Source organism: Paenibacillus sp. FSL H3-0286, from assembly GCF_045040705.1.
GTDB lineage: Bacteria > Bacillota > Bacilli > Paenibacillales > Paenibacillaceae > Paenibacillus_AQ > Paenibacillus_AQ odorifer.
Genome location: NZ_CP150285.1, coordinates 6,466,495 through 6,490,439, shown reverse-complemented (window position 1 = coordinate 6,490,439; position 23,945 = coordinate 6,466,495). Strand labels below are relative to the sequence as shown.

Here is a 23,945-nt window from a genome sequence, read left to right as displayed (position 1 = left end):
TTTGAATGAGATAATCGAAATTCAAGATGTTGTAAAATCTTATAAATTATACGATAAACCCATAGACCGCTTGAAAGAGGCTCTTTCCATATCTCATAGAACGTATCACAAAGAATTCAAAGCTCTTAACGGTATCTCATTTAAAGTTGAGAAGGGAGACGCTCTTGGGATTCTAGGTAAAAATGGATCGGGTAAATCAACGCTGTTGAAGTTGATAACAGGAGTCTTATCACCTTCAAGTGGGTCTATACAAGTAAAGGGTAAGATATCTGCAATTTTGGAGCTAGGAGCTGGATTTAATCCAGAGTACAGTGGCAAAGAGAATGTGTACTTAAATGGTCTGATGATGGGCTTTAGCCGTGAAGAAATTGACATCAAAATGAATGATATAATCGAATTTGCAGATATTGGAGAATTTATTGAGCAACCTGTAAAAATTTACTCTAGCGGTATGTTTGCGAGGTTGGCTTTTGCTGTTTCTATTAATGTAGAGCCAGATATACTTATTGTTGATGAAGCTCTTGCTGTTGGGGATGTACGTTTTCAAACGAAGTGTATTGATAAAATGAAAGAGTTGAAGAGTAAGGGAACAACAATATTGTTTGTATCCCATGCAACTGAGCAAGTGAAGAGGTTCTGCAATAAAGCAGTTTGGCTTAAGGATGGTATAGTGCAAGCATCAGGAGAATCATCTGAAATTGCTGATCTATATGAAGATTTCATGAAATACAATACTGAGCATATTATGGAAACTACGATTACCAATGATAATGAGCCAATTCCAGTCGTGCCACAAGATGATTTTATTAGACCGACGAATCCCGATGTATTAGCGTCAATTACAAAAGTGGAACTAAACAAGAATAACTTTAAAACTTTTGATGAGCTAGTAGTGGAAGTTGAATATGAAGTTTATGAAGATGTCATAGAAGATTTATTATTGGGTGTAGCGATTTATACTCCAGATCGAGAGTATATATTTGGCCCAAATACACACTTAGAGAAAATTGATATTCCGAATAAATTAGGAAGACATAGAGTGAAATATATTATATCTAGTTTGCCGTTACTTGGTGGGACTTTCTGTATAGATGTAGGGATATTCAATAATGAAGGAATAGTATGTCTACACTATAAAGAGAATATTGTGGACTTTATTATAACAAATAAATATATTTCTGAAGGGCTAATATATATGAACCATAGATGGGAAGTGTCAAAATGAAAAACACACTCTTTGATCAATATCAAAGATATAATAATATTCGGAAAATTATTAATGAAATGCGATGTGGTGATGAAAGCTTCCGTATTCTTGAAGTTGGGGCTAATGAACATCGTAATTTAGAAAATTTCTTGCCTTTAGACAAGATAACCTATTTAGATATTCAACTACCGGAAGAATTACAACATGATCCAAGTTATATTCTCGGCGATGCTACAAATATGGATTTCCCAGATGATGAGTATGATGTAATTGTTGCATTGGATGTATTTGAACATATTCCAGTGGAAAAGAGAAATCAATTTATTGATGAGTTATACCGCGTTAGTTCGCAAGTGTGTATTATAACTGCACCATTTCATTCACAACAATCGATAGATGCAGAATCTAGAGTGAACTCGGTCTATAAGAGTTTATTTAAAAAAAATTTCATATGGTTAGAAGAACATATGGACAATGGACTCCCTAATAAGGATTCTCTTAAAGAGTATCTCGAATTAAAAAATATAAGATATATGATGATTGGACATGGAAGAATAAATATTTGGGAAAAGTTAATGGGAATTCACTTTTTTGCCGCAAAGAATCCGGAATTGGCTGTCTATCGCCAAGAAATTGATAGATTTTATAATTCTTATATATTTGACCATGATTATACGGAAGATTCCTATAGGAAAATTGTTATTTTAGAAAAAGCAAGAAATCTAAACTTATCATTTGAAACATCTTCAGAAATTCCTGCAGAAACATTGAAAACGTTAGAAATGATGGAACGCACATTTTATAACCTATGCTCAATGACAGGTGAAAATGAGGAAGAAAATGCCTTTGTGGATAAAGTTCAGATCTTTATAGATTGTGGTGATGGGTTTACAGAGTCAAATAGTGAGTATTTTCAATTTAATGATGTAGAATTAATGAAATTTGTTAAAGTTGATCTTCGTGATTTTGATGTTATCAAAGGTATTAGAATTGATCCTTCAGATTACTGTGGCTTTTATAAAATCGATAATCTCAGACTTATTGGGGCTAATAATGATACTGAGATAAAATATCAAATGTCAGGTAGTTTTGATTTTAAAACTTCTAATGTTTATTTGTTTGAAAAGGATGATCCAAATATAATATTGAATTTTGAATCTGAAGTGGGCATAGCGCACATTGAATTCTATATATCGAAATTATCTACAACTGAGATTGTCAATCAATATGTGAGTATGTCAGTTAGTAAAGAAAATGAAATTATGTCTATAAATAATGAATATAAGCAGCAAATAGAGATGAAAGAAGCGCATATAAATAATTTAACTAATGACAAATATATCTTGGAAGAAGAAAATGAAAATCATTTAAAGACGAAGGAAATTTTTATAAGTAATTTATCAGATAATGGCAGGGTAATTGAAAATTTGAATGCTGAAATTGAGCACTTAAGAGCAGGGAATATTGTAAAAGAAACCGAAAAACAAGAGTTGATTCAACAATTAGTAGAAAAGGAGCAAATATTTAACCAACAATTAGTAGAAAAGGAGCAAGAGTTAAGTAGTATTTATAACTCTAAAGCATGGAAGTTAGTAGTTAAAACGAGAAGAATATTGGGGAAATAACTAACAAAAGAAGCGCACTTAGGAGGATTGTATTGAAGATTACAGACATAGTTATTCGAATTTTGACAGTGATAGCGGGTGTGTTTGGTTTTAGATCAACCTTGAACCCCCTTCCCGTATCTGATTTGAAAAAAGTGAATGGAACATGGATTTCATTGGGTACAGATCCAGCATTTATTTTGGAAGGGAAGTTTTATTACGGCTGGAACATCATATCTTGGAATTCAGTGAGCAGCGATAGTATTCCAGTTAAACTATATTGGGATGATGGTGCGGGGTTTTCGGAAGAAAAAAGTATGAATTTGGCCTCCATTTCAGCGGGTGAAAGTAAGTATAAAAGTATTTTTCACATCCCCATTGGCGTTAAAAAATTGAGACTAGATCCAGGTGATAGGGAATTTGAGTTTAAAATGGAAAAGGTATTGATTAAAAAAACAATTAAACACTATCTGATTTTAAAATCAATTCTGAATATTTTAAAACAACGTGGACTTAATATAAAAACAATTAAAATATTATTGCACAAAGCTTTAACTGTTTATAAAGCCCAAGGGTTAGCGGGTTTAAAACAAAAAATTAAGATTGTACAAGAAAATAAATTAGATACTAATAATAGTTATCAAGTCTGGCTTACTCGAAATGCTGTTACATCAAGTGCTTATCAAGAAGCTAATGAAAGCATGAAGAATTTTAATTATAATCCTTTAATATCAGTTATTCTTCCAGTCTATAATGTGGATGAAGTATGGCTAAGAAAATGTATTGACTCAGTAGTAGGTCAAATTTATACAAATTGGGAATTGTGTATTTCAGATGATGCCTCACCTAAAATGCATATTAAAAATGTGTTAAAAGAATATGAAGAGCAAGATGCAAGGATAAAAGTGGTGTTTAGGAAGACGAATGGTCATATCTCGGAAAACTCGAACTCAGCTCTTCAAATAGCATCAGGAGAATTTATCGCATTATTAGATCATGATGATGAATTAGCTTCAACGGCATTATTTGAGGTAGTGAAATTATTAAATACATATCCTGACGCTGATATGATTTATACAGATGAAGATAAAATAGGAGTTAATGGGGAGAGACATTCCCCATATTTTAAACCAGACTGGTCGCCTGACCTGATTCTTTCTCATATGTATACATGTCATTTAGGTATATATCGGAAAGAAATCGTAGATCAAATAGGTGGATTTAGAAAAGGTTATGAGGGCAGTCAAGATTACGACCTTGTATTAAGGTTTACTGAATTATCTGAGCGTATACATCACTTGCCGAAAATCCTCTATCATTGGAGATCGATTCCTGAATCTACAGCTTCTGGATCAGGTGCTAAGAATTATACACACTACGCAGGAGTAAGGGCTTTAGAAGATACAATTAAAAGAAGAGGTATAGATGGTAAAGTACAAGAAATTGATGGTTATCCTAATATGTATCGAATCCATTACAATATAAGCAAAGAACCTCTTGTTTCAATAATTATCCCTACAAAGGATGGAAGTGGAATACTAGATCTTTGTTTAGAGTCTATTGTTACTAAAACGAATTATAGCAACTATGAAATAATAATTGTAGATAATGGGAGTAAAGATGAAGAGACATTTTCTGTATTTGAAAAATGGGAACAACGTTTAAACGATAATCTTAAAATAATTCCTTTAGACATTCCGTTTAATTACTCAAAGATTAATAATGTCGCTGTTCAAGCATCTAATGGTTCTTTAATATTGCTGCTTAATAATGATATTGAAATTATAAGTCCGAATTGGTTAGAAGAAATGGTGGGGTACACCCTTCGACCTAATACTGGAGCAGTTGGAGCCAAGCTATATTACCCAGATCGAACTATACAGCATTCAGGTGTAATTATGGGGTTAGGTGGAGTCGCTGGGCACGCTTTTAGAACTTGTAATGAATTCGACCCTGGGTATTTTGGTATGTTATTAACAAATCGTAATAGTTCAGTGGTAACAGCGGCGTGTTTAATGGTAAGAAAAGAAGTGTTTAATGAAGTTGGTGGGCTTGAAGAGGATCTTTCTGTAGCATTTAACGATGTGGACTTTTGCCTCAAATTAATTGATAAAGGGTATTATAATGTTTGCCTAAATAATGTGAGTTTATATCATCATGAATCAAAAACTAGAGGCGCTGAAGATACGGAAGAGAAAAAGGCAAGATTTATGCAAGAAATTGAGTATATGTTAGAAAAATGGCCTGGATATATTAAGGCTGATCCCTACTATAATATAAATCTCTCATTAGAGAGTGATAAGGCTTATCTATTAAAAATTTAGAAACATATCATATTATAGTTATATAGTAGTTTAAAGGAGATTGAGCAATGGGCCCTTCCAAAAGACGTTTATTTGAATTAAATAATGAATTTCAATCTTTTTATTCTTATATAAAAAGTAATAAGCTGTTTTGTGTTGTCATTTTTTTTGTAGCTCTATTTGCCTACGGATTTCCATTAACACATTTTACACTTTCTATCGATGAAGAGAACGCTCTATTTCGTATTGGAGATGCTATAACTGTTTGGAGCATGCAGGGACGTTTTGGAATATCAATTTTAAAGACTCTGTTCTTTAGTGGGCAAACTAATTCTATTACGAGTACCTTTTTGTCTGTATCAGCACTCAGCTTAACAAGTCTAATATGGGCGTACGCCCTTAGTAGCTTGGATGCGGATAAAAATAAAATGAAGTTTGATTTTGGAGGATTGACTGTAGCTGTATTATTTTTAAGCTTTCCTGCTCATTCAGAAAATATAGGGTTCTCTATAATGAGTTTTGAGCTGGGAATTGGATGGGTATTTATATCGATAGCTACATTACTTGTTGCCAAATGGGCGATTTTAAGAAAAGATAACTGCTATATAGCAGTAGGTATTCTTCTATTAATATTGGCCATCTCTATATATCAAGCATATTTACCGGTTTTTATATGTGGTGTGATTTTACTTACATTGATAAATTTAATATCTCTAAGTAAGGTGAATACCAATGTTATTTTTAAGGAATACCTAATAGTAATATTAAAATATATACTTGTTACTGTGATTAGTCTAATTGTCTATAAGATTATTGATACAGTTATTTCATTATATATACCGAGATCCAATTATGTTGAAGGCTTTTTTGTTTGGGGTAAAGAAAATCCTAGTATTATAATCAGAGGCCTAATCAACAACTTTAAAGGCCTTATAATGGGGGATGTCATTTATGGTAGTAACATTATATTACCAAGTATGATTGTTTGTTTCTTACTTTTGTTTTTATTCATATATAAAGCTTTAATCCGTACTGAGGTAAGGAGAACTGCGTGGTTAATAGTAATCTTGTTTCTTAGTTTCGTAGTTTCTCCTTTTTTGATGTCTGTTTTGTTAGGATCTGCCATGCCAATTCGAGCGAATTTTGTTTTAGCATTATTTATCTCCGCAAGTTGGTATTTACTATATAAAATAATAGATATAAAAAAATTAAAAATTGTATTTATAGGTTGTACAATAATTGCGGTTTTTTATCAGTCCCAGTCAATGGCACAATTGTTTTATAGTGATTACAATAGATATGAAGAAGATGTGAAGATAGCTAACCAAATTAGTTATAGAATTATGGACCTTGATTTAGGTGAAACACCGCCATACCCTGTTGTTTATCTGGGTAAACATGAGCAAAAGAAAAGAGCTAATGTTATAAAGCAAGAGGTCTTAGGGTTTTCCTTTTTTGAATGGGATGGAGGGAACAATAATAGGATAGGTAAATTTATGAGTTCTTTAGGATACGAATATAAGATTCCTACTGAAATTGAAAGAGAGAAGGCAACTAAGTTGGCTGAATTAATGCCTGTGTGGCCATATAAAGGTTCTGTGGCATTAGTCGATGACTTAATAATCGTTAATCTATCAGATAATCCCGAAAAATACGGATTGAATTTAATAAATGATGAGAATAAATCTATGTCTCAATATAAGAAAACTGAAAGTGTAAAGCTAGATAAGGATAATATTGATTTTTTTTCTGACTTGGTTATAGAAAATGCAGAAAGTGATAGTTATATTTTGAAGGCTGGGGATATTGATCCTTATATATCAATATCACTTGCAGAAAAATTAGAAAAGGATTCTTTTGAACATATATCCTTTACTATAGAGTCTAATGTTGAAGGTGACATGCAATTATTTTTACTTCAAGAAAATGATTCCTATAGTGAAAAGTATAGTGGGGTTATTAAATTAAAAAAAGGGATGAACAAGATAATCTGTGAAAGACAACAGTTTATGAATAATCTTATATCTCTTCGAATAGATCCTCCTGCCTTATCAGTTATTAAAATTAAGGAAATATCTTTTTTTAAATGATTAGCATAATCAGTTAGTAGGATTTGGTTTTCTATATTATGAATTAAATCACGAGGAGATACGAGATGAAATTGGATGGAAATGAGAAGGAAAGTTCAATTAAAGAAAGTAGTGCACTTGGAGATGAAAGAGGTTATCTAACTGTTATAGAAGGGCAAAATTCTATTCCGTTTGACATTAAGAGAGTGTTTTATATTTATGGAACCTTACCCGATATACGTCGAGGATTCCACGCTCATTATAAAACTAGACAAGCTCTAATAAGTGTATCAGGGAGCTGTAAAGTTTATTTGGATAACACGAAAAGGAAGACGGACGTGGTTCTAGATTCACCAACTAAAATACTTATACTTGAACCAAATGATTGGCATGAAATGTATGATTTTTCTCCTGATTGCGTATTACTCGTTCTCGCTTCCCACTTATATGATTCGGCAGATTATATTCGTGATTATGACAAATTTATAGAGGTGTATGGGGGATGAAACATTACTTTACTCATCCGCAGGCTATTGTCGAATCGGAAAAAATTGGACATAACACCCGAGTTTGGGCGTTTGCACATATCTTACCGAATGCGGTGATTGGTTCAAACTGTAATATTAACGATCATACTTTCATCGAAAATGATGTAATCTTAGGGGATAATGTTACTGTTAAATCAGGAGTCTATATTTGGGATGGTGTTACAATAGAAGATAATGTTTTTATTGGTCCCAATGTTACTTTTACTAATGATTTGAGACCTCGTTCCAAACAGTACCCAACTGAATTTTTGAAGACTGTGCTTGAGGAATGGGTTTCAATAGGTGCAAACGCAACAATTATAGCAGGGAATACAATTGGTAGGTACGCTATGATTGGAGCAGGGTCTTTAGTGACTAAAAACATTCCAAACAATACGTTATGGTATGGTAATCCAGCCAAATTCAAAGGATATATTTGTAATTGTGGAGAAAAACTTAATAATGAATTGTTATGTTCTGCTTGTAGTAAACAATACTTACTGGAAGATGAAGTTATAGTTGAGCAACACTAAATTAATGAAATAGGTGAACAAAACATGATCCCTTTCCTCGATCTGAAGAAAATCAATCTGCGTCATGAAGAAGCTATATTAAATAGTGTTCGCAAAGTTCTACACTCTGGATGGTATATAATGGGTGAAGAAGTTAAATCTTTTGAATCGGAATTTGCTGATTATTGTGGCACCAAATATGCTCTGGGAGTAGCTAATGGATTAGATGCTCTTGAATTAATAATTAGAGCTTATGATATTGGTCCTGGAGACGAAATTATTGTTCCTTCGAATACCTATATTGCATCTATATTATCCATATCCGCTAATGGCGCAATACCTGTGTTAGTCGAACCTAACTTACTAACATATAACCTAGACCCTGACAAACTTGAAGATAGTATTACTCCTAATACAAAGGCAATTCTAGTTGTTCACCTCTATGGTCAAGCATGTAATATGACGCCAATTAAGAGTATTGCAGAAAAATACAACCTGAAGATAATTGAAGATTGTGCGCAGGCTCATGGTGCTGTTTATGCTGATAAAATGGTGGGCAACTTAGGAGATGCCGCAGCATTCAGTTTCTATCCTGGCAAAAATCTCGGAGCCTTAGGAGATGCAGGTGCCATCACTACCAATGATGAAGAACTATATACAAATCTTCAGGCTTTAAGAAATTATGGATCACATAAGAAATATGAAAATATTTTCAAAGGATATAATAGTAGATTAGATGAACTTCAAGCACCAATTTTGAGTGAAAAGTTAAAGTTTTTAGATGAAGATAACAACTACAGAAGAACTATCGCAACATATTACTTGAATAATATAAATAACGAAAATCTTGTATTGCCGTATGTTGAAGAAAAACCAGAATCACATGTCTGGCATGTGTTTGTTGTTAGAACGTCCTTGAGAACTGATTTTATTAACTTCATGAACCAAAAAGGTATTCAAACTATGATTCATTACCCTATTCCACCTCATAAACAGGAAGCATATAAAGAATGGAATGAATTATCCTTCCCTATTTCTGAGAAAATCCATTCAGAAATTCTTAGTCTTCCAATTAGTCCTGTGATGGATATGGAAGATGTGAAAAGAATTGTGGAGGTTGTAAATGAGTATAAACCGAATTAAATTATCGATTGTTGTACCTATATATTATAATGAGCTGAACATTCCACATACTATCCCACGATTACAGAACTTAGAGAAAATCATTCCGAATTGTGATTTTGAGTTTGTATTTGTAGATGATGGTTCAAAAGATAATTCATTTTCTTTACTAATGGATGCTAAAGAAAAAGATCCCCGTATTAAAGTCATTAAACTAAGTCGTAACTTTGGTTCGATGGCGGCTATACAAGCAGGCTTAAAATATACTACTGGTGATTGTGTTGGCATTATAGCTGCTGATTTACAAGACCCTCCAGAAATGTTTGAAGAGATGTTAGAACATTGGCGGACTGGAAAAAAGGTTGTACTTGGAACAAGAGCAGATAGAGAAGAGTCTCTTTCTCAGAAAATGTTCTCCAATACCTATTATTTTTTATTAGAGAAATTTGCATTAAAGGGTTACCCAAAAGGCGGATTTGATTTTTTGCTAATTGATAAACAGGTTGTACAAGAAGTGTTGGAGATACAAGAGAAAAATACGAATATCATGAGTCTCATTTATTGGCTCGGACATGATCAAGTACAAATACCTTATGTCAGACAAGAAAGAAAACTAGGGAAATCTAGGTGGACACTCTCGAAGAAAATAAAACTATTTGTTGATTCATTTGTAAGTTTCTCATACACACCTATTCGTTTTATGTCATTTATTGGTTTTGCTACAGCTCTTTTGAGTTTTCTATATGGTGTTTTTGTTATATTTAGCACTGTTTTTGGTATTATTGAGTTACAAGGATGGACTACAATTATAGCGCTAATTACTTTTTTATTAGGGATTATAATGATTATGTTAGGGATTATAGGTGAATATCTCTGGAGGATATTAGATGAAAGTAGAGAAAGACCATCCTACGTTGTTGACCAAACTTTTGAATAAACAATTTTTGAAATTTGTCATTAGTGGAGGAATAAATACATTATTTACATATTTGGTTTATTTGCTCCTTCTTCAAGCCCTGAGTTATTCCATGTCTTATACAATCTCATATATCTCGGGTATATTTCTTTCATATTACTTAAATACAATTTTTGTATTTAAAGAAAAAGTTACATTCAGGAAATTTCTTAAATTTCCGATCGTATATCTCGTGCAGTATTTAATAAATTTATTAATGTTGTTTGTTTTAGTAGAGTATTTAAATTTATCGAAACAAATCGTACCCTTAATAGTTATTGTAGTGACAATTCCAATTACCTACACACTTTCTAAGCTTATTATTAAAAGTAAATGAATGGAGGGAATATAATGAAAGGCATAATCCTAGCAGGTGGTACAGGCTCACGCTTATATCCATTAACAAAGGTAACAAATAAACATCTTCTTCCTGTAGGAAAATACCCTATGATTTTTCATTCTGTATATAAATTAAAGCAAGCGGATGTAACAGACATACTGATTGTTACGGGGAAAGAACATATGGGCGACGTAGTTAATCTATTAGGTAGTGGGCGTGAAATGGGCGTTTGCTTTACTTACAAAGTACAAGATGAAGCAGGTGGAATTGCGCAGGCGTTGGACTTGGCAGAGCAATTTGTCGGAGATGATCAAATGATTGTTATCCTTGGCGATAATGTTTTTGCTGATGATATTGCTCCGTATGTGCGCAATTTCCGTGAGCAAAAGACAGGTGCGAAGATTTTAATACAAGAAGTTTCTGATCCTAAGCGTTTTGGTGTACCTGAACTAAATGGAAATCAAATTGTTTCTATTGAAGAGAAACCAGCTATGCCTAAATCAACCTATGCAGTAACAGGAATTTATATGTTCGATAGTGAAGTGTTTAATATTATCAAAACGATTACTCCTTCTGCACGTGGAGAATTAGAGATTACAGACGTTAACAATGCATATATCAACCGTGGAGAATTGACATTTGATGTTCTACAGGGATGGTGGACGGATGCAGGTACACATGCCTCATTAGCTAAAGCACATAACTTGGCTCAAGACCTTCTCTTTGGTGAAGAATTCGGAAAACTGAAACTTTAGATGTGAAGGAGTTTTGCAATATGAAAGTTACACCTCTACAACTACAAGGCGCTAGTATACTAGAACCTGTGGTCCACGGCGACAACCGGGGTTTTTTTATGGAAAGCTACAATGAAGAGATAGTGCATAAACTCGGTATAACTTACAATTTCATTCAAGACAATCAATCCCTCTCCGCAGAGGTTGGGGTGTTGCGTGGCTTACATTACCAGTTAAACCCTAAAGCTCAAACTAAATTAATTCGCGTCTTATCCGGTGCTATTTATGATGTTATCGTCGATATACGTCGTAATTCCCCTACATTTGGTCAATGGGTCGGAGTAATTCTTAGCGAATATAATAAACGTCAGCTACTGGTGCCTAAAGGCTTCGCGCATGGTTTTTGTACGTTAGTGCCTAACACCCAAGTATTATATAAGGTGGACGAATATTATTCCCCTGAAAATGATCGTGGCATATTATGGAATGATCCAGCCTTAGATATTGATTGGCCGACTTCTAGTCCGATATTGTCGGATAAGGATCAACGTCATCCATTACTAAAAGATGCGGAAATAAACTTTGATTAACAGTGGTAAGCAAAAATTTAAATATAATCTCAAAGAACAAAAGGTGGGCTATAAATGAAACTGCTAGTTACCGGCGGGGCTGGGTTTATCGGCAGCAACTTTGTGCTGTACATGTTACAACAACACCCTGATTACGAAATTGTTAATGTAGATGCATTAACGTATGCAGGCAATCTAGAGAATCTGAAAGCAATTGAGAATAATCCTAATTACACTTTCGTGAAGGCCGACATTACAGATGTTACTGCGATGGATGAACTGATTAGCCAGGGTGTGGATGTCGTTGTCAATTTCGCGGCGGAGTCGCATGTGGATCGGAGTATTTTAGAGCCGGAAGTGTTTGTGAAGACGAATGTACTTGGAACACAAGTGCTTTTGGACGCGGCGAAAAAATACAGTATCACTAAGTTTGTTCAAGTATCTACGGATGAGGTATATGGATCACTGGGAGCGACAGGTTTATTCACCGAAGAAACTCCTCTGGCTCCTAACAGTCCATATTCAGCAAGTAAAGCAGGCGGAGACTTGCTAGTACGTTCGTATCACGAAACGTTTGGACTGCCAGTGAATATTACCCGCTGCTCAAACAATTATGGCCCGTACCAATTCCCGGAAAAGCTTATTCCGCTGATGATTTCCCGTGCACTTGCTGATCAAGCGTTGCCTGTTTATGGCGATGGAATGAATATCCGCGATTGGTTGTATGTTGAGGATCATTGCAGCGCGATTGATTTGGTTATTCATGAGGGTGTGAACGGCGAAGTCTACAACATTGGTGGCAATAATGAACGTACGAATGTGCATATTGTAAACACGGTATTGCAGGAACTAGGCAAGCCTGATTCTTTGATTACTTATGTTCAAGACCGTCCTGGTCATGATCGCCGTTATGGGATTGATCCAACTAAGATTATGAATGAACTGGGATGGAAGCCGAAACATACGTTTGAAACAGGTATTAAAGAAACTATCCAATGGTATCTCAATAACCGCGAGTGGTGGACCCGTATTCAATCTGGGGAATACCAAAAATATGCTGAACAGCAATATGGTGATCGTTTAGGTGACTCATTGTAATTTTGATACGGGGGTAAAATAGCTATGAAGGTACTTGTTACAGGTGCGGCCGGACAACTAGGTCAGGACGTAGTTTTACTGCTCCAGCATCAAGGTCACGAAGTGTTGGCTTGCGATCGTCAGGAGATGGATATTACTGATCTGGATCAGTGCATCCAAGTTATTGGCGGGTTTGGACCGGATGCGGTTATTCATTGTGCTGCTCATACGGCAGTAGATGCGGCAGAAAGTGATATTGATGCAGCTTATTTAATTAATGCTACTGGCAGCCGAAATGTAGCGCTTGCTTCTGAAAAAGCTGGAGCCAAGCTGGTGTATATTAGCACGGATTATGTATTTGATGGTATGGGTGCACAGCCTTACCATGAATATGATAATACAGACCCTAAGAGTATATACGGCAAATCGAAACGTGCGGGTGAGGTACTCGTTCAATCCCTCTCCTCTAAGTATTTCATCGTACGAACGTCATGGGTGTACGGCAAATACGGAAATAACTTTGTCAAAACAATGCTAAAGCTTGGTCAAGAAAAGCCAATGCTTCAAGTTGTCGATGACCAAAAAGGTTCGCCTACTTACACAGTCGATTTAGCTCGATTCTTGCTTGAGCTTGTTCAAACTGAGAAGTATGGTGTATACCATGCGTCAAATAGCGACTCTTGTACCTGGTTTGAATTTACACAGGCGATCTTTGTAGAGGCCGAGGATATTTTGGGTTTCAAATTCACTGCTACGCTTGAACCGTGTGCTACGGAACAGTTTCCGAGACCTGCACCACGTCCTCGGAATTCGGTGATGGAGCATCTGTCGATACGTACGAATGGTTTTGAGGACATTCGACCTTGGCGTGAAGGCTTGAGAGATTTCCTCTTAGAGCTAAAAGAATAGAATAACACCAATTGAAACTCCTAAATCGTTTATAACGATGCGGGAGTTTTTTGTGTTCTTTCGTTATAATAAGAAGGAAGCAGGTAGTTAATTAGAAATTACAAAGTCGAGGATACTCATGAATAACAAAACAGTTAGTGTACATATCGTCACCTACAACAGTGCGGATGACATTATAGATTGCTTAGAGGCAGTAATGGCACAGGATTATCCTATTGAGAAAATTGTTGTTGTGGACAATGCGTCTTCGGACGATTGTGCAGAGAAAGTGAACACTTTCTTTAACATGGTCGATACTATCAATTCACAAGCTAACAAGGAAGCGCCCACGAGCCTGCTACTCATCCAAAACCCAAAAAACACAGGCTTCGCCCCAGCTCATAACCAAGCTATAGCTACTACAGAAACAGATTATGTGCTCGTTCTCAATCCGGATTTGACGCTGGCACCAGACTATATCTCTAGACTAATCGCACTAATGGAAGCCAACCCGCAGATCGGCAGCGCCACAGGTAAGCTTTTGCTAAAGGCTGATCACGGATCAGTGGATAGCACTGGTCTTCAGATGAACAAGGCACGGCGTGCGTTTGACCGTGGTGCGGGGGATCCAGCAGAACTATGGACACAGTCGGGTACAGTATTTGGTGTATCTGGGGCGGCGGCGATGTATTCTCGACGGATGATTGAAGACGTTAGTGTTGATGGGGAGTTTTTTGATGCAGATTTTTTTGCATATAAGGAAGATGTGGATGTGGCTTGGAGAGCCCAGCTATTTGGCTGGCAGGGGTATTATGATGCTGAGGCAATTGGGTATCATGAACGTGGGTGGAAAACGTCTGGCCGTAGTACCAAACCAATGTTCATCCGGCGAATATCTTACATTAATCGCTACAAAATGATCTACAAGAATGAATCGGCTCGAACTATGCTGAAGACAATCTTGGTTTCTCTTCCCTATGAAATTGCCGCGCATGGTTATATGCTTCTGAGAGAGCCAAAGTTAATCGTAGCGTGGAAATCCTTTTTCACTCAGCTCCCAGCGTTAAAAAAGAAACGAAAATATATACAGACCATCGTAAAAGAGCGAAAGAACACGTAAATCAAACAGTATCTGGAAAAACCTCCCTGAAAGGTCACCTCCTCTCAGGGAGGTTTTATGTTATAATAATTGTCGGTAGATTACTATATTTGTCAGGAGCGTTACGCAGTGAATGTAGATGTAAGCATACTTATTGTCAATTACAACACGTGTCGCCTGACGATGGACTGTATCAGGTCGGTATATGACTCAGAAACGAACTATTCCTATGAGATTATTTTGATAGACAACAATTCCCATGATGATTCGGTAGAGATGATTGGTAGAGAGTTTCCAAGTGTCATGTTGATCGCAAATAACGACAATGTCGGTTTTGCCCGTGCAAATAATCAGGGGATGGAAGCTTCATCCGGACGGTATGTACTATTGCTCAATTCAGATACGGTGGTAAGCAGGGATACGCTGGAGACGATGATCTCCTTTATGGATGGTCGGCCCGATGTTGGGGCGTCAGGATGTAAGATTATTTTGCCAGATGGGTCGCTGGATAAAGCGTGTAAGCGAGGATTTCCTACACCGTCAGCTTCCTTCTATTATGCTTTTGGTTTCAGTAAGTTGTTTCCGGATCGACCGAAGTTTAACGGTTATCAGTTAGGTTATCTGGACCCTGATCTTGATTACCCGATAGATTGTCTGGTGGGTGCGTTTATGCTGCTGCGGCGGGAGACGATTGATCAGGTCGGCGGATTAGATGAAGAGTTTTTTATGTACGGTGAGGATTTAGACTGGTGCTATCGTATTAAAGAGGCTGGTTGGGAGATTTATTATTATCCGAAGACCTCCATCGTCCATCTCAAAGGCGGCAGTGCCAGACGTAGACCGTTCAAGATCGTCTATGAATTTCACAGGGCAATGATTTTATTTCATCGTAAGCATTATAGTAGGAAGTACAACAGTATTATAAATGGAACAGTATATGCTGGTGTTGGTATGAAGTTTGCTCTGTCCCTTTTGCGGAATGCCCTAATCTTTCCTAAAGCAGTTCCATCACCTGCACAGAGTCTTAGCTCTGCTACGGAAACAGGCGCTCGTAACGATAAGAATACTGAGGTGAGATTATGATTCGGCGGAATCAGAAATTTTTGACACAGCTCTATATGGTTGCTGACTTTCTTGTCATCCAACTGTCCTTTTTAGCGGCTTGGTGGATCAAGTTCAAGAGCGGATGGATGGAATCCTATAACACGCTGCCTGTAGAGTCTTACGCTTATTGGAGTATGATTTATGGCGTAGTAGCTGTCTTAATTGGTATCCTTTTATCGCTTTATTTGCCTAAGCGTAAGAAACGTTTTGTCGATGAATTTATTAAGATTTTCCAAGTGCATATCATGAGCATCTTCATCCTGCTCGGTCTAATGTTTTTCGTGAAAGAAATTGATATCTCCCGTACATATCTGGCTATTTATATGGGATTTAATGTTCTTTCCATTATGCTTTACCGTTATGTGTTGAAGAAGATGCTTAAATCTTTTCGAGAAAAGGGATTCAACCGCCAGTTCGTGCTTATTATCGGCGCTGGTACACTCGGCAAAAGATTCTACAACAATTTGGAGCAATATCCAGAGCTCGGATATGAAGCTATTGGTTTCTTAGACGACTATCATACTTGGGATGGAATTGAAGAACAGCGCTATAAACCGATTCTAGGTACGGTTGATCAGTTATCCGGAATGCTGGAGATGCTGCCTGTGGACGAGGTTATTCTTGCTTTGCCGCTCGATGCGCATTCTAAATATCCTTCGATTATTGCGGCCTGTGAAAAAGCAGGGGTACGCACATTGATTATTCCGGATTTCTTTGATTATTTACCGGCGCGTCCTTACTTTGATAACTTTGCAGGTATGCCAATGATTAATGTTCGTGATATTCCACTGGATATGACGGGAAATAAGATGGCAAAACGTTTGTTTGATATCGTGTTCTCTCTATTCGCTATTATTATGATATCTCCCGTGATGCTGATCGTAGCTCTCGGCGTACGTCTTACCTCACCGGGACCGATCATATTCCGGCAGGAACGGGTGGGACTTAATCGGCGTAATTTTATGATGTATAAGTTTCGTTCAATGAAGCTGCAGCAGGACGGGGAAGAGGATACAGGTTGGAGTACGCGGGAAGATCCGCGTAGAACTCGATTTGGAACCTTTATCCGTAAGACAAGTCTGGATGAGCTTCCGCAATTTTTTAATGTATTACTCGGTCATATGAGTGTAGTTGGCCCACGGCCAGAACGACCATTTTATGTAGAACAATTCCGTGATGAAATTCCGAAGTATATGGTGAAGCACCATGTGCGTCCAGGAATTACGGGCTGGGCACAGAGCAATGGGCTGCGCGGGGACACTTCAATTGAGGAACGGATTAAGCACGATATTTTCTATATCGAGAACTGGTCCTTACTGTTCGATATTCGAATTATTTTCAAAACGATTCGCAACGGCTTCGTTAACAAAAACGCATATTGAGACCTGCACTTATTTAGATTTGTGAAATTTAATAATACCCCGTTTTGCCACTGGCAGAGCGGGGTATTAATTTTCTAATCTAAACTTTGCAAAGGAAACTCACAACTATGAATAAGAAAAAGATTATTGCAACCGTAGTAATGATTGTCGCACTAATAATGATTCTTGTAATAACGTTGAACAAAGAGGAAGAGCAACCCACGAGCGGTTTTGAAGCGCACAGAATCGTTGCACATGCCATGGGGGGAATTAACGGATATACGTATACCAATGCTTGGGAGGCCTTTGTCGCTAACTATGAACGGGGAACTCGCGTATTTGAAGTTGATTTTTTGTTATCGAAGGATGATCAGTTGGTTGCGCGGCATGAATGGACAGGCAATATGAGCAAGCTTTTAGGTCAGTTGGAGGTTCTCCCTGCTAATAAACAGGGTGTGGCACTAGATTACGAGGAATTTATGGACAGCCCCATCCTGAATATATACTCTCCGCTTGATATTGAGAAGGTGCTTGATCTAATGCAGAATTATCCAGATGCTTATATCGTTACGGATACCAAAGAAATCCAACCGGAACTTATAGAGAAGCAATTTACATTGCTGACCGAAGCGGCGCAGCGTCGGGATCCAGCGTTGTTGGAGCGGATAGTTCCACAGATCTACAATCAGCCGATGCTTGATGAGATCAATAAGGTGTATTCTTTTCCAGAAGTGCTTTACACCCTGTACCAATCTAAGGATACGGATGAACAAGTTATTGAGTTTGTTAAAAAAACAGGTGTGGATATTACGATGCCAGTTAGCCGGGCCACCAAGAGTTTTGTCAAACAGTTAAAAAATATCGGAGCTCGTGTATACGTTCATACAGTGGATGAAGAGGATGAGATTAGAGCGTTATCTCGTATGGGTGTAGACGGATTTTATAGTGATTTTGTGCCTGAAAATGATTTGAATAACCTCAGAGGTATACGCTGAAATTTATCTCCACTCATTACAACTAATATATCCCTGCAAAGTGCTGCTTTCCTCAGATGTGTATTCAGGTACTTTGCGGGGACCTCAAATTTACATACGAAAAAATGTTCGTATTTTTGTTCGCTTTAAATTGACACACCTCCTGTGCTGGCATAGACTAGATCTATATCTTTTGCGGCGGCAGGAGTGTTTTGTCTTGCCCAAATGACAATTAAGGATGATTCCCATGAAATCAGTACAGCAAATGATCAAACCTTGGCGGCATGTGTTTAAGTTGGACCCAGATCGTATGATTTCAGATGAGGATTTGGAGGCCGTTTGCTTGTCCGGCACGGATGCCATATTGATAGGAGGCTCTACAGGAGTTACTTATGAGAATACAGTAGATCTCTTATCAAGAGTAAGACGTTTTGAGCTGCCCTGTGCACTCGAGGTATCCGAACTTGAAGCTGCTGTACCCGGATTTGATCTTTATATGATTCCTATGGTGCTAAATACACCTGATCCAGCTTGGATTGTAGGCCATCATCGTCGAGCTATAGAGCGTTATGGATTTATGATCCCATGGGATCAGCTGCTAACGGAAGGTTACGTCGTTTTGAACAGTGATTCTTCAGTTGCGCGGATTACAGGGGCCGAGACAACCATTAATGCTGAAGAGGCGGCTGCGTATGCCCAGGTTGCGGACAAGCTGATGTCCCTGCCAATAGTCTATCTTGAATATAGCGGTAGATTTGGGGATATGGAGACAGTACGTATAGTGCGTGAGATGGTGGAGCAAGCCCAACTATTTTATGGAGGCGGCATTACTTGTGAGGCAGAGGCCGAGCAGGCAGCAGCTCTATGTGATACAGTAGTTGTCGGCAATATTATTTATCGGGATGTAGAGCAGGCAATTCGTACGGTATTTGCTGTTAAAAAGACGGTGCAAGAGCAGTTCGACTAGCGGTTAGCTTATGGACTACTTATGATTTGTAATTTTATTTTTAGAAAGGAGCATGTTACACATGCAACTTATTAACATACAAGACGCGGTCAGCCGATTGAATCCTCCACAAAGGCAGGCTGTCGAAACTACTGAAGGACCCCTTTTGATTATGGCTGGTGCGGGCAGTGGGAAGACGAGAGTGCTGACTCACAGAATTGCCTGGCTGATTGCTAATCGAAAGGCGCCGCCTTGGGCGATTTTGGCGATTACATTTACGAATAAAGCTGCGAGGGAAATGCAGGAACGTGTATCTAAGCTCGTTGGACCTGAGGGAAGAGATATTTGGGTATCCACCTTTCACTCCATGTGTGTTCGGATCTTGCGGAAGGATATTGAGCGCATTGGATTTACTTCCAACTTCTCGATTCTGGACTCTACAGACCAGTTATCAGTCATTCGTAATTGCATGAAGGAACTGAATATTGATACGAAAAAATTCGAACCGAAAGCTGTACAAGCCATAATTAGCGCATCTAAGAATGAACTGATTACTCCGGCGCAGTATGAGCAAAAAGTCGGTGATTATTTCGAAGGTTTAGTTGCCAAGGTTTATAAAATGTACCAACGGCGTTTGAGAAGCAATAACTCGCTTGATTTTGATGATTTGATTATGAAGACTATCGAATTATTTAAGGAAGTTCCCGAGGTTTTGGATTTTTACCAAAAGAAGTTCAAATACATCCATGTGGATGAGTATCAGGATACGAACAGAGCACAATACATGTTGTGCCGCATGCTGGCAGACAGCCACCACCGCATTTGTGTGGTAGGGGATAGTGACCAGTCGATCTATCGCTGGCGTGGTGCGGATATTACGAATATTCTTAATTTTGAAGAGGATTATCCGGAAGCGAAGACGATTCTGCTAGAACAGAATTACCGTTCAACCGCTAATATCCTGAATGCAGCCAATGGGGTAATCGCGCTTAATAGTGGCCGTAAACCGAAAAAGCTGTGGACCGATTCCGAGGAAGGCGCCAAGATTAAGGTGTACCGGGCGGATTCCGAGCATGACGAAGGGTATTTTGTAACCGGAGAAATCAGCAAAAATGTGAAGCAAGGTCAAGCTTACCAGAATCACGCGATTCTGTATCGGACGAATGCTCAGTCACGGGTAATAGAAGAAATTTTGATCAAATCAGATATTCCATATCAAATCGTTGGCGGGATCAAGTTCTATGATCGTAAAGAAATCAAGGATCTGCTGGCGTATCTACGTTTACTGTCTAACCCTGATGATGATATCAGCCTGACGCGTATTATTAATGTTCCTAAGCGTGGATTAGGAGATACAACGGTTGGCAAGCTGGCAGCTGCTGCTGGTGAACGTGGTGTTTCTATTTTCCGAGTGCTGCAAACGGTCGATGATTTGGGCTTTGCCGGACGGACGCGGAATATGCTAGTAGAGTTCTACGATATGATTGAAGCTCTACACCGTATGGTGGAGTTCTTGTCTGTAACCGAATTGACGGAAAAAATACTGGAAATGTCGCAGTACCGTTTGGAGCTGCAAAATGAAAACACACTCGAATCACGCTCGCGGCTAGAGAATATCGATGAGTTCTTATCGGTGACGATGGAGTTTGAAAAGAACAACGAAGACAAGTCGCTGGTCTCCTTCCTCACGGATCTTGCACTTATCGCAGATATCGATAGTGTGAACGATGATGAAGAGGATCGTAGTGATGCGGTTGTGTTAATGACGATGCACAGCGCCAAAGGTCTGGAGTTCCCGACGGTATTTATCGTCGGAATGGAAGAAGGCGTGTTCCCACACAGCCGTGCCTTCCAGGACAACGACGAGCTGGAAGAGGAACGCCGGCTTGCGTATGTGGGGATCACCCGCGCGGAGAAACAACTGTTTCTCTCTTGTGCGCGGATGCGTACGCTCTTTGGCCGGACGACGGCGAACCAACCGTCCCGCTTCTTAGAGGAGATTCCGGAGGGACTGAAGGAAGATACCGTTAAGACTCAAGACCGCTTCCAGCGCGGAGGCGCGGAGGCAGGCGGTGCTTACGGCGGACGCGGCTTCGGCAGCGGTGGCCGTGGGAACTTTGGCGGCCGGGGTGGCGCCGCCGGAGCTACGCCGGCAGGCGGCGGAAGCACGGCGTCAGCGGCGGCAAGCAAGAGCAGCGTGACCGTGACCTCCGGAGGCGCACAGCGTGCTACCGGAGCAGGGGCTGCTGCAGCTGGCGATTACAAAGCGGGTGACAAGGTCTCCCACGGCAAATGGGGCACGGGCACCGTTGTATCTGTTAAAGGCAGCGGGAATGACACGGAGCTACAGATTGCTTTTCCGGCTCCCGTGGGTGTGAAACGCCTGCTTGCGGGGTTTGCGCCGATTACTAAAGTGGAATAATAGCAGACAACGATTAACGAACGGATATTTAGACCACGCTAACTTTAGGAAACTTATTGACGGAGGGATGTACCTGCATGGATGCTATGCATGTGATGGAAGAGCTTGTTGCGGAATTAAATAACTATAATTACCACTACTACACGCTGGATGCACCGCTAGTCAGCGATAAGGAATACGATGTTTTATACGACAAGCTTGTAGCACTGGAGGCTGAGAGTGGCTTCGTACTACCGGATTCGCCTACACAACGTGTAGGTGGAGAGCTGCTTAAGGGCTTCACGCCGCATCGGCATCTGGCACCGCTTTGGAGTCTGGATAAAGCACAGAATATTGAACAGCTGCGCAGCTGGAATACCCGGGTGCTCCGGTTAGTGAATGAATACAATCTTAAGAATCCAGATACCCCTCTTCCTGATCCTTGTTATGCAGTAGAACTGAAGTTCGATGGCTTAACGCTGAATTTAACCTATCGTAATGGTGTTCTCGAACAGGCATCAACGCGTGGCAATGGTGTAGTTGGCGAAGGAATACTTGCACAGGTGAAGACCATCAAATCCGTTCCATTGACGATTCCCTTCAAGGATGGGGTCATTGAGGTTCAGGGTGAAGGGATTATGAATCTGTCTGTGCTGGCTGATTATAATACAAGGGCTGCAGAGCCGCTGAAGAATGCGCGTAATGCAGCAGCAGGTGCACTGCGTAATCTTAATCCGAAGACTACTGCGGACCGCCGTTTGAACGCTTTTTTCTATAATGTAGGCTTTGCAGAAGGCGCGGAGTTCGCTGACCATCAGGAAATGATGGATTTTCTGCGGAATAACAAATTTAAAGTGAACCCATACCTGACCTACTGCAATGATTTTGATGATGTAACTGAGCAGCTCGCTGGAATCGAGGAGAGTCGTTCGAGTCTTGATTACCTCATTGATGGGGCTGTAATTAAGGTCACGGATTTCCGGATCCGTGAGGTGCTTGGCTACACTGACAAGTTCCCGCGTTGGGCAGTTGCTTATAAATTTGAAGCCGAAGAAACGACGACCGTGCTGGAGTCTGTTAGCTGGAATGTAGGTCGTACAGGTAAAGTGACTCCGCTGGCTCGGGTTGAGGCTGTAGAGCTTGCCGGAGTTACCGTTCAGAACTGCACCCTGAATAATGTGGGTGATATTGAGCGCAAAAACTTGAAATTCGCCTTAGGTTCGCGGGTCTTTATTCGCCGTTCCAATGATGTTATCCCAGAAATTCTTGGCAAGGTAACAGAGGAGAATGACGGTGGAGAGATTATTTTCCCTGAGGACTGTCCAGCTTGTGGATATCCGTTAGAAATGCGCGGAGCACATCTTTTCTGTAACAATAAACTGAATTGTAGGCCGCAGATTATCAGTCGGATCACCCACTTTGCTTCGCGTGATGCGATGGATATCGAGACGTTCAGTGAGAAGACGGCGGGTCAGCTCTATGATGAGCTTAATGTACATGACTCTGCGGATCTGTATGAACTGAACTTTGAGCAGCTTGTACAGCTGAACCGTTTTGGTGAGAAAAAAGCACAGAATTTGCTGCAAGCTTTAGAAGATAGCAAAGGTAGAGATCTTGCTTCATTTCTCTTTGCGTTAGGGATCCCTAACACAGGTAAAGCAACGACGAAGATGTTGGCTGATCATTTCCGCGATCTGGATGCTGTGATGCAGGCCAAAGCCGAGGAGCTCGCTGAGTTACCAGACATTGGTGGGATTGTCGCCGAGAGCATTGTCAGCTTCTTCGCAGACCCAGTTGTAGTAGCTAATGTTTCCCGCTTGCGGACGTTGGGTGTGGAAGCAAAGGCTCCTGAGGCGCCACGTCCTGTTAGTACCGATTCCTTCTTTAGTGGCAAAACGGTCGTATTGACCGGTTCCTTGCAAAAGCTTACCCGAGATGAAGCAGCTGAACGTCTGGAAGCACTCGGAGCAAAGGTGTCGGGAAGTGTGTCCAAGAAGACGGATTTAGTTATCGCTGGTGAAAAAGCTGGCAGTAAGCTGGCCAAAGCCCAGCAGTTAGGCATTCAAGTCATTGAGGATGAAGATGAGCTAATTCGCTTGTTGGATATGTAAGTAACAAACTATATTCGATTCCAAAAGGTTCCCGGTTCCATT

Annotated in this window: 20 protein-coding genes; all 20 read left to right on the top strand. The window is 39.3% G+C overall.

The window, feature by feature from the left end:
• Nucleotide 1: 1 nt before the first annotated feature.
• The 20 genes from MHB37_RS29070 to ligA all read left to right on the top strand — a co-directional run bounded on the left by MHB37_RS29070 (nucleotide 2) and on the right by ligA (nucleotide 23,903).
• Complete coding sequence (locus MHB37_RS29070) at nucleotides 2–1,225, top strand: ABC transporter ATP-binding protein (RefSeq protein WP_076192492.1); 1,224 nt, start codon at nucleotides 2–4, stop codon at nucleotides 1,223–1,225.
• On the top strand, nucleotides 1,222–2,832 hold the full coding sequence (locus MHB37_RS29065; RefSeq protein ID WP_076192494.1) for a class I SAM-dependent methyltransferase: 1,611 nt from the start codon (nucleotides 1,222–1,224) through the stop codon (nucleotides 2,830–2,832). Before MHB37_RS29070 ends, MHB37_RS29065 begins: the two co-directional genes overlap by 4 nt.
• A 32-nt stretch (nucleotides 2,833–2,864) precedes the next feature.
• A complete protein-coding gene (locus MHB37_RS29060) occupies nucleotides 2,865–5,135 on the top strand; it encodes a glycosyltransferase (RefSeq protein ID WP_405168769.1) in 2,271 nt (756 codons plus the stop codon).
• Nucleotides 5,136–5,182: 47 nt separating this feature from the next.
• On the top strand, nucleotides 5,183–7,204 hold the full coding sequence (locus MHB37_RS29055; protein ID WP_076123767.1) for a glucosyltransferase domain-containing protein: 2,022 nt from the start codon (nucleotides 5,183–5,185) through the stop codon (nucleotides 7,202–7,204).
• Between the two features lie 65 nt (nucleotides 7,205–7,269).
• Entirely contained in the window at nucleotides 7,270–7,689 is a 420-nt protein-coding gene (locus tag MHB37_RS29050) for an FdtA/QdtA family cupin domain-containing protein (RefSeq protein WP_076123766.1), read from the top strand.
• Nucleotides 7,686–8,243 carry an acyltransferase gene (locus MHB37_RS29045; RefSeq protein WP_076099643.1) on the top strand — a complete coding sequence of 186 codons (558 nt, stop codon included), beginning with the start codon at nucleotides 7,686–7,688 and terminating at the stop codon, nucleotides 8,241–8,243. The genes MHB37_RS29050 and MHB37_RS29045 overlap by 4 nt, the downstream gene beginning before the upstream one ends.
• Nucleotides 8,244–8,267: 24 nt before the next feature.
• Nucleotides 8,268–9,365, top strand: a complete 1,098-nt coding sequence (locus MHB37_RS29040; protein WP_405168768.1) for a DegT/DnrJ/EryC1/StrS family aminotransferase — start codon at nucleotides 8,268–8,270, stop codon at nucleotides 9,363–9,365.
• On the top strand, nucleotides 9,346–10,281 hold the full coding sequence (locus tag MHB37_RS29035; protein ID WP_076099641.1) for a glycosyltransferase family 2 protein: 936 nt from the start codon (nucleotides 9,346–9,348) through the stop codon (nucleotides 10,279–10,281). The genes MHB37_RS29040 and MHB37_RS29035 overlap by 20 nt, the downstream gene beginning before the upstream one ends.
• Entirely contained in the window at nucleotides 10,232–10,636 is a 405-nt protein-coding gene (locus MHB37_RS29030; protein WP_405168767.1) for a GtrA family protein, read from the top strand. The genes MHB37_RS29035 and MHB37_RS29030 overlap by 50 nt, the downstream gene beginning before the upstream one ends.
• 14 nt (nucleotides 10,637–10,650) lie before the next feature.
• Complete coding sequence (locus MHB37_RS29025; RefSeq protein WP_076099639.1) at nucleotides 10,651–11,394, top strand: sugar phosphate nucleotidyltransferase; 744 nt, start codon at nucleotides 10,651–10,653, stop codon at nucleotides 11,392–11,394.
• Nucleotides 11,395–11,414: 20 nt separating this feature from the next.
• Nucleotides 11,415–11,963, top strand: coding sequence for a dTDP-4-dehydrorhamnose 3,5-epimerase (rfbC, locus tag MHB37_RS29020; RefSeq protein WP_076123760.1), 549 nt, complete (start codon nucleotides 11,415–11,417; stop codon nucleotides 11,961–11,963).
• Between the two features lie 54 nt (nucleotides 11,964–12,017).
• Nucleotides 12,018–13,040 carry a dTDP-glucose 4,6-dehydratase gene (gene rfbB, locus MHB37_RS29015; protein ID WP_076140802.1) on the top strand — a complete coding sequence of 341 codons (1,023 nt, stop codon included), beginning with the start codon at nucleotides 12,018–12,020 and terminating at the stop codon, nucleotides 13,038–13,040.
• Between the two features lie 24 nt (nucleotides 13,041–13,064).
• Nucleotides 13,065–13,928, top strand: a complete 864-nt coding sequence (gene rfbD, locus MHB37_RS29010) for a dTDP-4-dehydrorhamnose reductase (RefSeq protein WP_038573485.1) — start codon at nucleotides 13,065–13,067, stop codon at nucleotides 13,926–13,928.
• A 118-nt stretch (nucleotides 13,929–14,046) separates the two neighbouring features.
• Nucleotides 14,047–15,027 carry a glycosyltransferase family 2 protein gene (locus tag MHB37_RS29005; RefSeq protein WP_405168766.1) on the top strand — a complete coding sequence of 327 codons (981 nt, stop codon included), beginning with the start codon at nucleotides 14,047–14,049 and terminating at the stop codon, nucleotides 15,025–15,027.
• A gap of 162 nt (nucleotides 15,028–15,189) precedes the next feature.
• Nucleotides 15,190–16,089, top strand: a complete 900-nt coding sequence (locus MHB37_RS29000) for a glycosyltransferase family 2 protein (RefSeq protein WP_254848903.1) — start codon at nucleotides 15,190–15,192, stop codon at nucleotides 16,087–16,089.
• Nucleotides 16,086–17,492, top strand: coding sequence for an undecaprenyl-phosphate glucose phosphotransferase (locus tag MHB37_RS28995; RefSeq protein ID WP_076276867.1), 1,407 nt, complete (start codon nucleotides 16,086–16,088; stop codon nucleotides 17,490–17,492). Before MHB37_RS29000 ends, MHB37_RS28995 begins: the two co-directional genes overlap by 4 nt.
• A 107-nt stretch (nucleotides 17,493–17,599) precedes the next feature.
• The gene (locus MHB37_RS28990) at nucleotides 17,600–18,466 is read left to right on the top strand and encodes a phosphatidylinositol-specific phospholipase C/glycerophosphodiester phosphodiesterase family protein (RefSeq protein WP_076303630.1); all 867 of its coding nucleotides are present in this window, start codon (nucleotides 17,600–17,602) and stop codon (nucleotides 18,464–18,466) included.
• Nucleotides 18,467–18,692: 226 nt separating this feature from the next.
• Nucleotides 18,693–19,412, top strand: a complete 720-nt coding sequence (locus tag MHB37_RS28985) for a heptaprenylglyceryl phosphate synthase (protein WP_139330100.1) — start codon at nucleotides 18,693–18,695, stop codon at nucleotides 19,410–19,412.
• A gap of 61 nt (nucleotides 19,413–19,473) precedes the next feature.
• A complete protein-coding gene (gene pcrA, locus MHB37_RS28980) occupies nucleotides 19,474–21,813 on the top strand; it encodes a DNA helicase PcrA (RefSeq protein ID WP_405168765.1) in 2,340 nt (779 codons plus the stop codon).
• 77 nt (nucleotides 21,814–21,890) lie between these two features.
• Nucleotides 21,891–23,903: an NAD-dependent DNA ligase LigA gene (ligA, locus tag MHB37_RS28975; protein ID WP_076099629.1), complete on the top strand. Its 2,013-nt coding sequence runs from the start codon at nucleotides 21,891–21,893 to the stop codon at nucleotides 23,901–23,903.
• The last annotated feature ends 42 nt before the right edge of the window (nucleotides 23,904–23,945 follow it).

Coding starts and splice junctions, on each gene's coding strand:
- MHB37_RS29000 (WP_254848903.1), top strand. CDS start 15,190: ATGGACTGTATCAGGTCGGTATATGACTCAGAAACGAACTATTCCTAT.
- MHB37_RS29005 (WP_405168766.1), top strand. CDS start 14,047: ATGAATAACAAAACAGTTAGTGTACATATCGTCACCTACAACAGTGCG.
- MHB37_RS29025 (WP_076099639.1), top strand. CDS start 10,651: ATGAAAGGCATAATCCTAGCAGGTGGTACAGGCTCACGCTTATATCCA.
- rfbC (WP_076123760.1), top strand. CDS start 11,415: ATGAAAGTTACACCTCTACAACTACAAGGCGCTAGTATACTAGAACCT.
- MHB37_RS28995 (WP_076276867.1), top strand. CDS start 16,086: ATGATTCGGCGGAATCAGAAATTTTTGACACAGCTCTATATGGTTGCT.
- MHB37_RS29035 (WP_076099641.1), top strand. CDS start 9,346: ATGAGTATAAACCGAATTAAATTATCGATTGTTGTACCTATATATTAT.
- MHB37_RS28985 (WP_139330100.1), top strand. CDS start 18,693: ATGAAATCAGTACAGCAAATGATCAAACCTTGGCGGCATGTGTTTAAG.
- MHB37_RS29055 (WP_076123767.1), top strand. CDS start 5,183: ATGGGCCCTTCCAAAAGACGTTTATTTGAATTAAATAATGAATTTCAA.
- MHB37_RS29030 (WP_405168767.1), top strand. CDS start 10,232: ATGAAAGTAGAGAAAGACCATCCTACGTTGTTGACCAAACTTTTGAAT.
- MHB37_RS29040 (WP_405168768.1), top strand. CDS start 8,268: ATGATCCCTTTCCTCGATCTGAAGAAAATCAATCTGCGTCATGAAGAA.
- rfbD (WP_038573485.1), top strand. CDS start 13,065: ATGAAGGTACTTGTTACAGGTGCGGCCGGACAACTAGGTCAGGACGTA.
- pcrA (WP_405168765.1), top strand. CDS start 19,474: ATGCAACTTATTAACATACAAGACGCGGTCAGCCGATTGAATCCTCCA.
- MHB37_RS29050 (WP_076123766.1), top strand. CDS start 7,270: ATGAAATTGGATGGAAATGAGAAGGAAAGTTCAATTAAAGAAAGTAGT.
- ligA (WP_076099629.1), top strand. CDS start 21,891: ATGGATGCTATGCATGTGATGGAAGAGCTTGTTGCGGAATTAAATAAC.
- MHB37_RS29045 (WP_076099643.1), top strand. CDS start 7,686: ATGAAACATTACTTTACTCATCCGCAGGCTATTGTCGAATCGGAAAAA.
- rfbB (WP_076140802.1), top strand. CDS start 12,018: ATGAAACTGCTAGTTACCGGCGGGGCTGGGTTTATCGGCAGCAACTTT.
- MHB37_RS28990 (WP_076303630.1), top strand. CDS start 17,600: ATGAATAAGAAAAAGATTATTGCAACCGTAGTAATGATTGTCGCACTA.
- MHB37_RS29065 (WP_076192494.1), top strand. CDS start 1,222: ATGAAAAACACACTCTTTGATCAATATCAAAGATATAATAATATTCGG.